Source organism: uncultured Roseobacter sp. (genome assembly GCF_947495025.1).
GTDB lineage: Bacteria > Pseudomonadota > Alphaproteobacteria > Rhodobacterales > Rhodobacteraceae > Roseobacter.
The window spans coordinates 310014-324129 of sequence record NZ_CANLXG010000002.1 but is presented as its reverse complement, the minus strand read 5'-3'; the positions used below and the strand labels follow the sequence as shown (position 1 = coordinate 324129).

The 14116-nt window shown below is 58.4% G+C and carries 12 protein-coding genes; 5 read left to right on the top strand and 7 right to left on the bottom strand.

From position 1 onward, the window contains the following. The first annotated feature begins 2 nt into the window (after positions 1–2). Genes Q0792_RS09675 through iolG form a run of 3 tightly spaced genes read left to right on the top strand, consistent with a single transcriptional unit; the run spans position 3 to position 2664 of the window. On the top strand, positions 3–845 hold the full coding sequence (locus Q0792_RS09675; protein ID WP_298839518.1) for a 5-deoxy-glucuronate isomerase: 843 nt from the start codon (positions 3–5) through the stop codon (positions 843–845). Then, entirely contained in the window at positions 842–1681 is an 840-nt protein-coding gene (locus tag Q0792_RS09670; protein WP_298839515.1) for a class II fructose-bisphosphate aldolase, read from the top strand. Before Q0792_RS09675 ends, Q0792_RS09670 begins: the two co-directional genes overlap by 4 nt. Further along, positions 1675–2664 carry an inositol 2-dehydrogenase gene (iolG, locus tag Q0792_RS09665; RefSeq protein ID WP_298839512.1) on the top strand — a complete coding sequence of 330 codons (990 nt, stop codon included), beginning with the start codon at positions 1675–1677 and terminating at the stop codon, positions 2662–2664. The genes Q0792_RS09670 and iolG overlap by 7 nt, the downstream gene beginning before the upstream one ends. A gap of 77 nt (positions 2665–2741) precedes the next feature. Here the strand turns inward: iolG and Q0792_RS09660 are convergent, their stop codons facing one another. The 7 genes from Q0792_RS09660 to Q0792_RS09630 form a co-directional block, all read right to left on the bottom strand. Beyond that, entirely contained in the window at positions 2742–4892 is a 2151-nt protein-coding gene (locus Q0792_RS09660) for an esterase-like activity of phytase family protein (protein WP_298839509.1), read from the bottom strand. 109 nt (positions 4893–5001) lie between these two features. Next, on the bottom strand, positions 5002–5856 hold the full coding sequence (locus Q0792_RS09655; RefSeq protein WP_298839506.1) for a metal ABC transporter permease: 855 nt from the start codon (positions 5854–5856) through the stop codon (positions 5002–5004). After that, a complete protein-coding gene (locus Q0792_RS09650) occupies positions 5853–6734 on the bottom strand; it encodes a metal ABC transporter permease (RefSeq protein ID WP_298841822.1) in 882 nt (293 codons plus the stop codon). The genes Q0792_RS09655 and Q0792_RS09650 overlap by 4 nt, the downstream gene beginning before the upstream one ends. Beyond that, positions 6734–7633 (bottom strand): manganese/iron ABC transporter ATP-binding protein, encoded by a 900-nt coding sequence (locus Q0792_RS09645; protein ID WP_298839503.1) that lies wholly within the window; start codon positions 7631–7633, stop codon positions 6734–6736. Before Q0792_RS09645 ends, Q0792_RS09650 begins: the two co-directional genes overlap by 1 nt. A gap of 97 nt (positions 7634–7730) precedes the next feature. Then, complete coding sequence (locus Q0792_RS09640; RefSeq protein WP_298839500.1) at positions 7731–8633, bottom strand: metal ABC transporter substrate-binding protein; 903 nt, start codon at positions 8631–8633, stop codon at positions 7731–7733. Between the two features lie 121 nt (positions 8634–8754). Further along, the gene (locus tag Q0792_RS09635) at positions 8755–10119 is read right to left on the bottom strand and encodes a sensor histidine kinase (protein ID WP_298839498.1); all 1365 of its coding nucleotides are present in this window, start codon (positions 10117–10119) and stop codon (positions 8755–8757) included. After that, entirely contained in the window at positions 10116–10784 is a 669-nt protein-coding gene (locus Q0792_RS09630; RefSeq protein WP_298839496.1) for a response regulator transcription factor, read from the bottom strand. The genes Q0792_RS09635 and Q0792_RS09630 overlap by 4 nt, the downstream gene beginning before the upstream one ends. 130 nt (positions 10785–10914) lie before the next feature. Here Q0792_RS09630 and Q0792_RS09625 point away from each other — a divergent pair, with 130 nt between their 5' ends. Beyond that, the gene (locus Q0792_RS09625; protein ID WP_298839491.1) at positions 10915–12027 is read left to right on the top strand and encodes a tricarboxylate transporter; all 1113 of its coding nucleotides are present in this window, start codon (positions 10915–10917) and stop codon (positions 12025–12027) included. A gap of 63 nt (positions 12028–12090) precedes the next feature. After that, a complete protein-coding gene (locus tag Q0792_RS09620) occupies positions 12091–14112 on the top strand; it encodes a tripartite tricarboxylate transporter permease (protein ID WP_298839488.1) in 2022 nt (673 codons plus the stop codon). Positions 14113–14116 lie beyond the last annotated feature (4 nt).

The following is a 14116-nucleotide window of genomic DNA, read 5'->3' as shown; positions in this document are numbered from 1 at the left end:
CAATGCACATCGCCCCCCACGACAACCAGAACAAACCCATTGTTGATGCTGAGGATCCGACGGTTCCGCTGAACTATTTCAACATCGTCAAGCTCACGAAGGGTCAGAGCTTTGAGTATCAGGTTCCGGGGTACGAGACATGTATCGTACCGGCAACCGGCACCGTTGACGTGGAGGTAGAAGGTGTCAGCTTCACGGCGCTGGGCAATCGCGGCGGCGATGTCTGGGACGGTGAGCCCGAAGGCGTTTACATACCGGTTGGCGCAAAAGTGCGGATGACCTGTGTTTCTGAGGGCACCGAAACCTTTATTGCCGGCGCGAAGTACGACAAGGTGCTGGAGCCGTTCGACGTCCGGGTCGCAGAGCTGGACAAGGTGCAGTACGGGTCCGATGACACCAAGACCCACCGGAAGATCAAACACATCCTTGGACAGAAGCAACACGACAAGGTGGGCCGGTTGCTTGTGTCCGAACTCTTTACGGTCGGGCAGGGTGGCTGGTCCGGGTTCCCGGCGCATAAGCATGACACCGACAACCTGCCGCATGAGACGCGCCATGATGAGACCTATAACTTCCGCTTTCGTCCCAACCACGGCTCCGGCGTGCAGATCCTGCAGCGCGAAGAGGGCAAACCCGGCGATGCCTATCAGCTGATGGACGGATCAACGATCTGTATCGATAAAGGCTATCACCCCTGTGCGGTGATGCCGGGCTATGAAATGTACTATTTCACCATTCTGGGTGGTCTGTCGCAGCGCAGCCTCGTTCAGTTTTTCCAGCCGACACACGCCTATCAGGTGGAAACCATTCCGGGCATCAAGGACATGGTGGCCAAGTTCAAATGACGCTGGCGACACTTGCAGACGTTCTGCAGCCGGCGTTGCGGGAAGGTTATGCCGTTGCGGGCCTTGTGACCCTCGGCTGGGAAGACATGCGCGCCTATGTGGCTGCGGCGGAGGCAGAAGGCGTGCCGGTTATCCTCCAGGCCGGCCCGTCGTGCCGCGCGCACACGCCGCTGCCTGTTCTTGGTGCCATGTTCCGGCATCTGGCCGATCAGGCCTCTGTGCCGGTGGTTGCCCATCTTGACCACGGCTATACCTTTGACGAGTGCCGCGAGGCGCTGGACAGCGGTTTCACCTCTTTGATGTTCGATGGTTCACGGTTGCCGCTGGATGAAAACATCGCAAAGACGAAAGAAATCGCGGATATGGCGCATGCGGCGGGCATTTCCTGTGAGGGAGAGATCGGATTTGTCGGCTATTCAGGTGGCGAGGACTCTGCCGGAACAGATCCGGAGGAAGCACGCAGGTTTGCTGCCGAAACCGGCGTGGACGCAATGGCGATTTCAGCAGGCAATGTACACCTGCAGGAAAATAAAGAGGGCGGTCTTGATGAGCCACGCATTCGCGCCATCGAAGCCGCAACGAACGTGCCGCTGGTAATCCACGGCGGTTCTGGTGTGCCTGTGGCACAACGCGGGCTGCTGTCACGGGGATCGGCGATATGCAAATTCAATGTGGGTACAGAACTGCGCATGGCGTTTGGCGAAGCGCTGCGCGCTGCCGTCAACAGCGACCCGGCGCGGTTTGACCGTGTGACGATCCTGAAAGATACGCATGAACCGCTTGTCGCTGCCACACGCCGCGTGCTTGAGGGTTTTAAGGGAGAGAGCCAGTGCTGAACATCGGACTGCTGGGGTGTGGGCGGATCGGACAGGTGCATGCCCGTACCCTTTCACGCATGAATGGCGCGCGGGTCACCGTGGTTTCTGACGCATTGCCGGAAGCCGCCGGGGCAGCGGCCTCATGGTCCGCTGCGGCCGTTCTGGACAGTGATGCTCTGATCAACAGCCCGGATACGGACGCTGTTGTGATCGGCACGCCGACGGACACGCACTACGACCTGATCCATGCCGCAGCACAGGCTGGCAAGGCAATCTTCTGCGAGAAGCCCGTCGATATGTCTGCCGACCGGATCCGCGAATGCATCCGCGTCGTGGAGGCGGCGGGCGTTCCGTTTATGACAGCTTTCAACCGGCGTTTCGATCCCGGGTTCGCCGGCTTGCAGGCCCGGTTGGCACATGGTGAGATCGGCGATCCTGAACTGATCACCATTCTCTCGCGCGATCCCGCACCGCCGCCGATCGGGTACATAAAAAGCTCGGGCGGCATCTTTCGCGACATGATGATCCATGACTTTGACATGGCGAGGTTTCTGCTGAGTGAAGAGCCGGTTTCGGTCTTTGCAGTCGGGAGTGCGCTGGTTGATCCGGAAATCGGTGCCGCCGGAGATGTCGACACTGCGGCGGTGACGCTGACCACGACCTCAGGCAAAATCTGCCAGATCAGCAACTCTCGCCGCGCAGTCTATGGCTATGACCAGCGGGTCGAGGTGCATGGATCGGCAGGGTTACTGCGCGCTGCGAACATCCGTGAAAACAACGTTGAGTCAGCAACTGAAGCAGGGTTTCTCTCAGCACCCACAAAGCATTTTTTCCTCGAGCGATATGAGGCGGCATATGCAGCGGAGATGGTTGCTTTTGTCGAAGCTGTAGCGTCGGGCACCGCGATCTCACCTGACATTCACGATGGCCTGCGGGCTCAGATCCTGGCTGATGCCGCGACACAGTCCTGGCAGGGTGGCGCCCCGGTAGCGGTCGGCTGATCCCGACAGGCTCGCCAGGCCAGTACCCGGCGGGTCTGTGAAGGCCCGCCGGGTATGTGTCTTGAACTTGTCGTTGTTCAGAACCTGCCGGGAGACCAGAAAAATGTCTCTCCCGAACTGTCGTCAACGCCATCATTATCCGTGCTGATCCAGGCCTGTCCGTCGCCAAGGATCGCAAGACCCTCCACTTTGTCGACCACAAAGCCACCGTGATCCCGAAGATCGGGGATCATGTCGTAAACAAGTTCCCGGCCGACAACCGGCAGCGTGCTTCCCAGGCTTGCGGGAACCATATCGTCCGCCGGTATCCGGTAGATGCGTTTGACTGTGGCGTCGGGTCCGATCTGGTTGTCCCGTTCAATGACATAGAAAAAGTCGCCGGCGAAGCTAATCTCTGACAGCCCGACCCAGCCCTTTTCGACAGCTGCCTTTGGATGGTGTACTGCGCCCCATGCACCTGTCTGTGTGTTGTAGGAGACAAGTTTGACTCTGTTTTCGGGGTCATCCGCCCATTCACGCTGAACGGCCATCCAGAGAGTTTCACCGGCACGCGTGATTCCCTCGAAGCCAAACCGTTTCTCTGCGGCGAGAAGCTCGGCAGGCAGGCTGATTTCCTCACGGATTTCACCTGTGGTATCAACGCGGTACAGCGCATGAGGAATAAGTCGGTCTGTGCGGCCTTCAGATGCAAGCCAGAAACCACCATCGCTGTCCAGCGTGATGCCCTCGAGGTCAAGTTTCTGCGCGGGTCTGCCTGCTCGTGTGACGGGCAGGGCGTTTATGATACGCGCAGGAAATACTCTGGTGTCGATCGTAAATATGGTGGGCTGATAGCCGTAAAAGCTGTCATTGACCGCGTAGATCAGGCCATCCTCACCAGCGACCATACCGGAAATAGCGCCCCATCCAATCAGATGGTCCGCACCGGCAGATGTGAGTTGCGGATACCTGGCCGGTCCATCCTGCAACGCATAGATCATGACGTGACTGCGGATGCCGCCAGATCCGGTCAGGTCTGTTTCATTGGCTGTGACAAAGAGATTGCGCGCAGGAATGGCAACCGCGCCCTCCGGGCCGATGCCTGACGGCAGCAGCTGGCGCAAAACAGGTGCTGAGGGATCCGAAACGTCATACACTCCTACGATGGATGCGTGTTCGGCCAGAACAAAAAGGTAGGGTATGCCGCCGATTACAGCGAATTCCATACCCTCGGGCTCCACGCCCTTGCTGTCTGATCGTTTGTCCGGATAGTGCCCGGCCCGGATGATGGCGTGCTCAAAGCTGTTGCCGGATTCGTAGACAACCGTGCCGTCCTTGTGAAAAATCGTCCAGCCGCGCGCGCCACCATCCATGTCACCTTCATTGGCAGTTGCGAAATGGGCATCATCAATCCACTGAACGCCGTCAGGTTCGCGCAGCCGCCCCGTCTGGCTTTGCGTGAAAATCAGTGCGCCGCGTTCGTCGGTTGTATCGATGTCTTCCAGATCGACTGACCCGGCGGAGAAATGGCTCAGGATGTCGCCTGCCGCGGACGCAACGACGATGTGGTTGTTTTCCTGCAGCGTCACAACGATTTCACCCAAAGCATTGATATCGACAAACTCCGGCTCGGGATCTTCGGGTGATATCCCGGCAAGGCCGGTGACATCGATCTTCACCATGCTGTCGCAATCCGCACCATCCTTGTCGATATCAAACGTAACAATGAACCCGCCGGGCGCCTGTCCGGTGCGGCCGTCGCCGGCGTCTTCATTGCGCTCGTTTTCGATCGCGACCGCGATGAAGGTGCCATCAGGCGAGACTGCTGTGCTGTCCGGCTGTCCGCCCAGATTGCAGGTGGCCGTTCTGACGCGTGTCCGGATGTCGTATGACACAAGAATGCCCGATGGCGCCGTATAGCTTTCTGATGTGTTTATCGCGACCAGAGCTGTGTTGCCTGTCAGGGAAACGGCTGTTGGCTCCCCATCCAGCAGAATACGCCCTGCGGGGGCCGGAGCGACCGGGTCAGTGATGTCGATGAAGCCAACAGCACCAAGCGGGCTGTCGGAATAGGCAAGGGTCATGCCATCGCCCGAGACGCCGACAATCTCTGCCGAGGATTCTGCAGTGACGTCTTCGTTGTTTCCGGTTGTTGGAAAGCTGCTGATGCGATTGAAATTCATCTCTGCGGCAACAGCTGACGACATCAGTGCAACCGTGGATGCCATGCTGATGACTCTGTAGAGCATTGGGGCGTCTCCCGTGGTTTTTGACTGCTCTGGTGTAAATGTCTGCCCGTGACCGGTCCGTAACAGTGCTACAAAAGTTTTGTGACACCGTTGTTTTATCCCGCCGGGGCTAGTGCGTATCTGTGGCGGCGCTGAGCTTTGCAGAGTTGCGTCGTGTGATGCGCAGGCGGCGCACGAAAGCCACGATAAATGCCGCCGTCAGGATCAGTACAATTGTTGGAGCAGGCGCGCTGTCGATAAAAAAACTCAGGTACGTGCCAAGGAACATGGAACCGGCACAGACCACGACCGAAACCCAGAGCATTGCTGCGAAACTGCGGACCAGCAGGAACGCAATTGCGCCCGGCGCGATCAGCAACCCGATTGCCAGAATGAGTCCGGTGGCAGACAGGGTTGCGACCACGGTCAGCGAAAGCGCTGCAAGCAGACCATAGTGCAGCCAGAACACAGGCAGGCCGGACGCCTGGGCCTGCGCGGGATCAAAGCTGTGCAAGAGCAGGTCTTTCCACTTGAGCACCAGCAGCCCGGTGACAATTGCGGAGATAACGGCCGCAGTCCGGATCTCGTGAGCCTCGATGCCCAGCACATTGCCAAACAGAATATGATCCAGGTGTGCGTTGGTCTCGACGGCGACATAAAGCACAATGCCGATGCCAAACATGCCGGAAAAGACGACACCCATCACTGTGTCCTGTTTGACGCGGCTGTTGCTGGCGAGGTAACCGCTGGCCACGGCGCAGACCATCCCCGCTGCGAAGGCACCCAGAATGAGCGGCAGACCAAAGATATAGGCCAGCACGATGCCCGGCAGGACTGCGTGGCTGACCGCGTCGCCCATCAGCGCCCAGCCTTTGAGCACCAGAAAGCACGAGAGCAGCGCTGTTGGCACAGAGACAATGGCCGCGATGAGAAATGCGTTCTGCATGAACGCAAATCCAAACGGCTGTATAAGGACCTCAGTCATACGCGCATTGTTCTTTCGGGCCGGTCCTGGCGGTTGGCTGGCGTCCGTGCACGTCGTCTGCTGGCTAGCAGGCCGTGGGTCGGCGCAAACACAAAGGCGAGCAGGAAAATGAGCGTCTGAAGTGTCACGATTATACCGCCGGTCGCACCATCCAGAAAGTAACTGATATAAGCACCGCTGAAAGCTGTTCCTGCGCCGATTGCTATCGACGTGGCAATGAGACGGGGAAAGCGGTCGCAGAGCAGGTAAGCTGTGGCACCCGGTGTCACGACCATTGCAATAACGAGAAAGGCGCCAACGGTCTGCATTGCCGCAACGACACTGGCCGACAGCAGGGTAAAAAAGATGACCTTCAGGAGGCCGGGATTCAGGCCGATCGTCCGTGCATGGTTCTCGTCAAAAAAAGTAACCATCAGGTCTTTCCATCTGGCGAGGAGGACAACCAGCGAAATGAAACCGATCAGAGCCAGTTGCAAAGTGTCACCGGGTGTGATCGCGAGGATGTTGCCCATGGTTATGGTCTGTACCGATACGGACATCGGGTTGATCGACACAATAAAAAGCCCAAGGCCGAAAAAGGATGTGAAGATGAGCCCGATAATCACATCAGGTTTCAGCCCGGAGCGTTCAGAGAGGAACAGCATTGCTCCTGCTGCCAGACCGCCTGCGATGAAGGCACCAAGGGCAAAGGGAAGACCCAGGATGTATGCACCGGCAACACCGGGCACGACCGAGTGCGACAGCGCATCACCGATCAGAGACCAGCCCTTGAGCATCAGGTAAGACGACAGGAATGCGCAGACCGCACCGACCAGCGCGGAAACCCACATGGCATTGGTCATGTAGCTGTAGGAAAAGGGTTCGAGCAGCGTCCCGATCATGACTGATCCTCGGTGCGCTGGGTCTTTTCACCGTATTGCACAAAGGGGCGTTCATCGTCAGTGAGGATGGTAACTTCGCGTCCATCTTCGTCATCATGCAGTGTATTGCCACCCAGGGTGAAGTGACGCAGCACACCGCCAAAAGCCAGCTCCAGGTTTTCGCGTGTGAATGTTGTTTCTGTCGGACCATGCCCCAGCACCGTTCCTTTGACGAGGATGGTACGATCGCAGAATTCAGGTACCGAGCCGAGGTTGTGCGTTGAGACCAGCATCACCCGGCCTTCGTCGCGCAGCTCGCGTAGCAAGCCGATGATCTGTTCTTCGGTTTTCACGTCGACACCAGTGAAGGGCTCATCCAGAAGAATAACCTGTCCGTCCTGCGCCAGGGATCTCGCCAGAAAAACCCGCTTGCGCTGCCCGCCCGAGAGCTCACCGATCTGCCGGTGGCGGAAATCCTGCATACTGACGCGGCGCAGGGCTTCGTCCACTGCCGCGTGATCCCCGGCGCCGGGGCGCCGCAGAAAACCCATATGTCCGTAACGACCCATCATCACGACGTCTTCGACCAGAACTGGAAAGGCCCAGTCCACGTCTTCGGATTGCGGTACATAGGCGACGAGGTTTTTGCGCAATGCGTCCCGCACGGTCATGCCGAGAATTTCGATCTGTCCTTTTGCCGCCGGAACGAAGCCCATAACGGCTTTGAACAGGGTGGACTTTCCGGCGCCGTTGACGCCGACAAGCGCAGTGACTGACCCGCGGGGGATATCAAAACTTGCATCCCAGAGCGCGGTATGGCCGTTGCGGTAGGTGACAGTCACATCTCGTGCGCACAGACCGGGACCGTCCGGCGTTGTTGTCTGCACTTCTGCAGTGTTTTTCTCAACCGGTTGCATCATTTGTTTCCCGGGCCGTAAGCCCTCTTTCTTTGCACGCATCAGACCCGCAGTCTGCAAACTGCGGGTCCGTCAGTTTCATTTCCGGCCGTACCTCTCAGTTGGTAGCGGCTGTCAGGCCTTCAGCGACTGTGCGCGCAGTGACAGTCAGCAGATCAAGATAGGTCGGTACGGGTCCGTCGCTCTCGCTCAGGCTGTCAACGTAAAGCACGCCTCCGTATTCAGCGCCGGTTTCGCGCGCCACCTGCTCGGCAGGAGCCGTGTTGACCGTACTCTCGCAGAACACCACCGGGATGTCATTTTCGCGCACACCGTCAATCACCGAACGGACCTGCTGTGGTGTGCCTGTGCGATCTGCGTTCATAGGCCAGAGGTAAAGCTCCTGCAGACCAAAGTCCCGCGCAAGGTAACTGAAGGCACCTTCGCAGGTAACCAGCCAGCGCCGGTTTGCCGGAATATCTGCTATCGCGGCACGCAGTGGCTCTATTGTTTCGCGCAGCCGGTCTTTGTATCGGGCCGCATTCATCGCGTAGATTTCGGCATTTTCCGGATCATGCTCCGAAAATGCAGCTGTGATGTTGTCGATATAAACCAGCGCGTTATCCAGACCCATCCAGGCGTGAGGGTTGGGTTTGCCCTCGTAACTGCCTGACGCGATGGAGATGGGATCAATGCCGTCCGTCAGGGTTACAGAGGGTACATCTTCCATGTTGGACAGGAACTGTTCGAACCAGAGTTCCAGGTTCATACCGTTCCACAGAATAAGATCGGCATCCGAGGCACGGACAATATCCTGCGGTGTTGGCTCATACCCGTGAATTTCGGCACCTGGCTTTGTGACAGAAACAACCTCTGCAGCCTCTCCCGCAACGTTCGAGGCCATGTCGGCCAGAACAGTAAACGTCGTTACGACTTTCATCCTGTCTTTGGCAACGGCTCCGCTGGCCAGTGCTCCGGCCAGAAGTGTTGCGGCACTCAGTCCCAGAAACTTTTTCAGCATCCTTTTCTCCTTTGAGGAAGATATGGGGCTGAAACTTGTAAATGCAAATCACTCGCAACTGTCAACTGAAGGATTTCAGACAGATGATGCACTAATACCCGCCAGAATGCGCCGGAGATCTTCAGGCAGCACCCGGCAGGAACATGCAGGCCGACAGCCCCTTGCCCTCAGAGTCCAGTGTGAACGTACCACCGTGGCCCTTTGCAACAGCCTCTGCGATAGGCAGGCCAAGCCCGTTTTCGGAGCTTTCAGACACCTGCACAAAACGCTGCATTGCACGCAAAAGATCCTGTTTTGAAAGCCCGCGACCGTTGTCGTCCACAGACAGGCTGATCTGTGGGCCGGTTCGTCTCGCACGTACAGTTATTTCTGAAAGGTCCGGCCCACCATGGCGCAGGGCGTTGTCGATCAGGTTGGTGACCGCTTCGCGGAGCATTGTGAAGTCTCCTGTGACGGTCAGGTTTTCATCGGGGACATCAGCCCGCAGCCGGACCCCGGAGGGCACTGTGCCCTGCGCGGCATCAACCCACCCCGGGATTTCCAGTCCCAGATCCACCCTGGCAAAGGTTTCCTGTGGTGTCAGCGACTCCGCGCGCTCCAGCATCAGAAGCTTCTGGCTGAGGTCGGCCAGATGCTGTGCAGCCTCCAGCAGATCACCCGCGCGGGCGGCGCTCTGTTTCTGGCTGCCGGCAGATACAACCGCTTCGGCCAGGGCAAGAACGCCTGCGATCGGGTTGCGCAGCTGGTGCGCGGCATTGCCGATGAACTCAGATTGCGCGGAGAGCGTCTGCGACACCTGACCAAGCAGGCGGTTCAGCGTTGCAACGATACCTCCTACTTCATCCGGCACCGCCCGCCGGATCGGCGACAGGTCACTTCCCGATCGCGCGCCGATCGCGTTCTCCAGATCCAGCAGCGGGCGCAATCCTACCCGTACGCCAAACCATACGATCAGGGCCAGTGAGAGAATGAGTGTGGAAATGGCGATGAAGGAGCGCATCACCAGATCTCGTACGAATGCCTGACGCAGCGCGGTATCCTGCCAGACGGTGGTTGTGAAAATACCGGAAAACCCGTCGATTTCGGTCAGGTTATGTACGCGGACACCGCTGACCGGCTGTCCCTGGTAAACTGCGGTGAAATAGGTCGGCTGAGCGATTTCGGTGCGTCGGGCCGGAATGCCAACCGGCGGAGTTGCATAGCCCGCGACAATAACCCCGTCAGGCGCATAGACGTGATAGAAAACCGGCCCGCCCGACGTACTCTCCAGAATGTCGCGCGTTTGCGGGGACAGAGCATCGCCATCGGAATAGGCAATGTCGTTTGCCACTGCCAGGGCGGCCGACAAAAGGCTGCGGTCGAAAACTCCTGCAGCGGTCTGACGTGCATTGCCAAGCTGCCAGAGCCCGGCGAGGATCGCGAGGGTCATCAGCGGCAGCAGAATAATTGCTGTCAGCCTGACGCGCAGAGAGACGCTGCGTTTCATTCAGGCAGTTCGAGTGCATAGCCGATCCCGCGTCGGACCGTAATGCGCAGATCAAACCGCGCCAGACGTTTGCGCAGACGCGACACATATACCTCGATGACCTTTTCGTCGGTCTCACTGCCAGCACCATAGACCCGGTCCAGCAACTGTTCCTTGCTGACCGCACTTCCCTGCGCCTCTGCCAGGGTCTGCAGAACGCCGAGTTCCCGGCGTGGGACATCGATCATGCCGTCCTGTGACAGGAGTTGCAGCGGTTCCAGATCAAGCGACAGACTGCCGAGTGTAATGCTCCGTCTGGGCGCGGTGTCCCGGCGTCTTGCGAGTGCCCGTATCCTTGCGGCAAGCTCTTCCATGGCAAAGGGTTTCACCAGGTAGTCGTCGGCGCCTGCATCCAGACCGCGGACACGGTCGCTGGTGCCGGAGCGGGCAGTCAGGAGGATGACGGGCCTCGGGTCGTTGCGCTGCCGCATGTCGCTGAGCACATCAAGACCGCTCTGGCCGGGCAGGTTTATGTCCAGGATGACCAGGTCGCTGTCTTCCTGCCGCAGAAAATCTGCCGCCTGAAGGCCGTCGGCAAGAGCGTCGACGGAATACCCCTCGTCCTCCAGTCGGTAGGTGATGCCCTTGCGCAGGCTGGTGTTGTCTTCGACGAGGGTAATGCGCATCCCTGCATTTTTCAGGGGATGAAGGCTTAATGCAAGCTTCCTGCGTCAGACTATTCTTACGGAGGCGGGAATCACCCGTCCGGAATTCTGAGTGCGGACGGCAGTCGTCCGTGCGATCTGGGAGGAAAACATGGAAATTTCGAAAACCACGCGTCGCGTGGCGCTTGGGCTTGTGGCTGCGGCTGCGGCATCAGTAGCGACCGGTGCAGCTGCGGGCGGTCACGGGATCGATCTGTCGGGTAAGACAGTGGAATGGGTGATCCCGTTCTCTGAAACCGGCGGTTCTGCCAAATGGGCAAACTTTTACGCACCCCTTCTGAGCGAAGCACTGCCCGGTAACCCAACGGTTGTGGTCAAGTTCATGCCGGGAGCAGGCTCGACAAAAGGGGCGAACTGGTTTCAGGAGCAGAAGTACGAAGACAGCGAAGGAACGCTGATTTTCGGCTCTTCGGGTTCCACACAGTTCCCCTATCTGCTGGGCGACCCGCGGGTACGTTATGAGTACAATGACTGGGAGGTCGTTCTGGCGTCTGGGACAGGAGGCGTTGCTTACCTGCCCCCGGATCTTTCAGAAAAGATGGATGGTATGGATGCGTCGGGTCTGCGGGACACCGATTTCATCTATGGCAGCCAGGGCGCGACACGCCTTGACCTTGTGCCCCTGCTGGCCTGGGAAATGCTTGGTCTGAACGTTGAGCCTGTCTTTGGTATCAAAGGCCGCGGCGACGGTCGCCTGATGTTCGAGCGCGGCGAGGCCAACATCGATTATCAGACATCTTCGTCCTACCTCAAAGGGGTAACGCCACTGGTTGAAGAAGGAACGGCGGTGCCGATGATGTCCTGGGGCGCATTGGATGCAGACGGCAACATCGTCCGCGATCCGACTTTCCCGGACATGCCGACGTTCAAGGAAATCTGTGAAGCCACAGATGGCTGCGAGACGAGCGGAGAGCAGTGGGACGCATGGAAAGCATTCTTTATCGCCGGGTTCCCCGCGCAGAAGATGGTGTTCCTGCCCGCCGGTGCATCCGAAGATGCAAAAGTAACATACACGGCAGCATTCGAGGCGGTGAAAGCACGCGCAGATTTTGCTGAGATTTCCGCTGGCCGACTTGGCAAATACCCGCAGATGACCGGCGAGGAAGCTGCCGGTGCGCTGAAATCCGGCACCAATGTTCCGGATGCGGCGCGTGACTTTGTTACCAGCTGGCTCCAGGATCGCTATGGTGTGTCGCTGAAGTAAATGACCCAGCCCCGGCGTTCTTTTTTGGCGCCGGGGTGATTTTTTCTGCAGAAAGCTGAACCAATGGAAGTGATCTCGGTCGCATTGCCTGCGCTGTCCGATGCTGCGGGCCTGATCCTGCAGCCCGTTGTTCTGGGATATCTCGTACTGGGCGTCGTCATGGGCCTCTGTATCGGTGTTTTCCCGGGGCTTGGAGGTATTGCCGGCCTGTCGCTGCTGCTTCCGTTTATGTTTGGCATGGACCCGGTGCTGGGCCTTGCGCTCATGATCGGCATGGTGGCTGTGGTCCCGACATCAGACACTTTCGCATCCGTTCTGATGGGTATTCCGGGGTCATCTGCAAGCCAGGCAACTGTTCTGGATGGCTTCCCGATGGCAAAAAAAGGCGAGGCTGCGCGTGCCCTGTCTGCGGCCTTTGCCTCATCTCTCTTCGGCGGCCTCGTCGGTGCGATGTTCCTGACTGTCTTTATCCTGATCGCGCGTCCGATTGTTCTGGAGTTCCGTACGCCGGAACTGCTGATGATCACTATATTCGGTCTTTCGATGGTGGGTATCCTCGCCGGCCGTGTGGCGATCAAAGGGATAGCCGCTGCCGGTCTGGGGATGATGATCGGGACAATCGGGGAGGGCGACAGCGCGGGCGAGCTTCGTATGGCAACATACGATATGCCTTATCTTGTTGATGGTCTGAAGCTGGTCATTGTCGGTCTCGGTATCTTTGCCATTCCGGAAATCGTTGCTCTGCTGCGCAAGGACCGTGCGATTTCTGACCGCAAACCGCTCGGTGGCGGCTGGGCGGCCGGGGTGCGCGACTGGTTCGCCAATATCTGGCTGTCGGTGCGGTGCTCAATCATTGGCGTCGTCGTCGGCGTGATCCCCGGGCTTGGTGGTTCTGTGGTGGACTGGATTGCCTATGGTCACGCGGTGCAGACCACCCGGGACAAATCGAAATTCGGCAGCGGCGAAGTGCGCGGCGTGATCGGGCCTGAAAGCTCCAACAACGCCAAAGAAGGCGGTGGGCTTGTTCCGACGCTCCTGTTCGGCATTCCCGGGTCGGGATCCATGGCGATCTTTATCGGCGCGATCGCGCTTCTGGGATCCGGCAACATTGAGGTCGGCCCCTCAATGCTGAAGAACAACCTGGACATCACCTATGCTATCGTGTGGCTTCTGGCGCTGGCGAATGTCGTTGGCACGCTGATCTGTATCGCGGCCTCGGGCGGCATTGCCCGTCTGACCACAATACCGTTCTCGTTGCTGGCGCCGTTCCTGTTTATGATCATCGCCTTCGCGGCGTTTCAGTCCGGCCAGGACATCATGGACCTTGTGGCACTTTTTGGCATAGGTCTTCTGGGCATCATGATGCGCCGTTTTGACTGGTCGCGACCGGCTTTCCTGATCGGCTTTGTTTTGTCCAATCCGGCTGAAACCTATGCCAATCAGGCAGTGCAGATTGCCCAGTCCCGTTTTCGCAAGAGCTTTGAGGAAGGCATCGACTATATCTTTTCGCCCATCGTCATTGTGCTGTTGATCATCACTGTGATCTCTGTTGTCGTCGGGTTGCGTCAGGCGAAAACAATCATGGCCGAGGGATCTGTTGCCAGTGGCTCCAAACGCGCACCTCTGATCTTCCTGCTGGTGGTGCTGGGGTATCTGCTGGTGGCTTTCACGAATGCGTCGCTGATCCCCGACTACGCAGCCGCTGACCGCGTGTTCCCCCGGTTTGTGTCCGGCGTGGCAATTGTCGGATGCCTCATCCTGCTGGTTCAGATGATGATACGTCCCGAGACACATCCACTCTTTGCAGACCGGGAAACAGAAGAAGACAGCCGCCACGGTCTCTGGTCGACGCTGGCCTGGTTCGCGGCACTGCTGATCATGACCGCCCTGGTTGGATTTGTCCTTGCGCTCGCCGTGTTCCTGTTTGGGTTCATTCGCTTTCGCGCCGGACGCAGTTTGTCCTTTGCGGCTGCCTATACAGCAGCAGGGATTGCCTTTATCTGCCTGATGGCCGGATTGCTGAACCGTGACTTCCCGGCAGGCCTGCTGCAGGAGTTTGTGGATCTGCCATGGCCACTGACCTGATCAC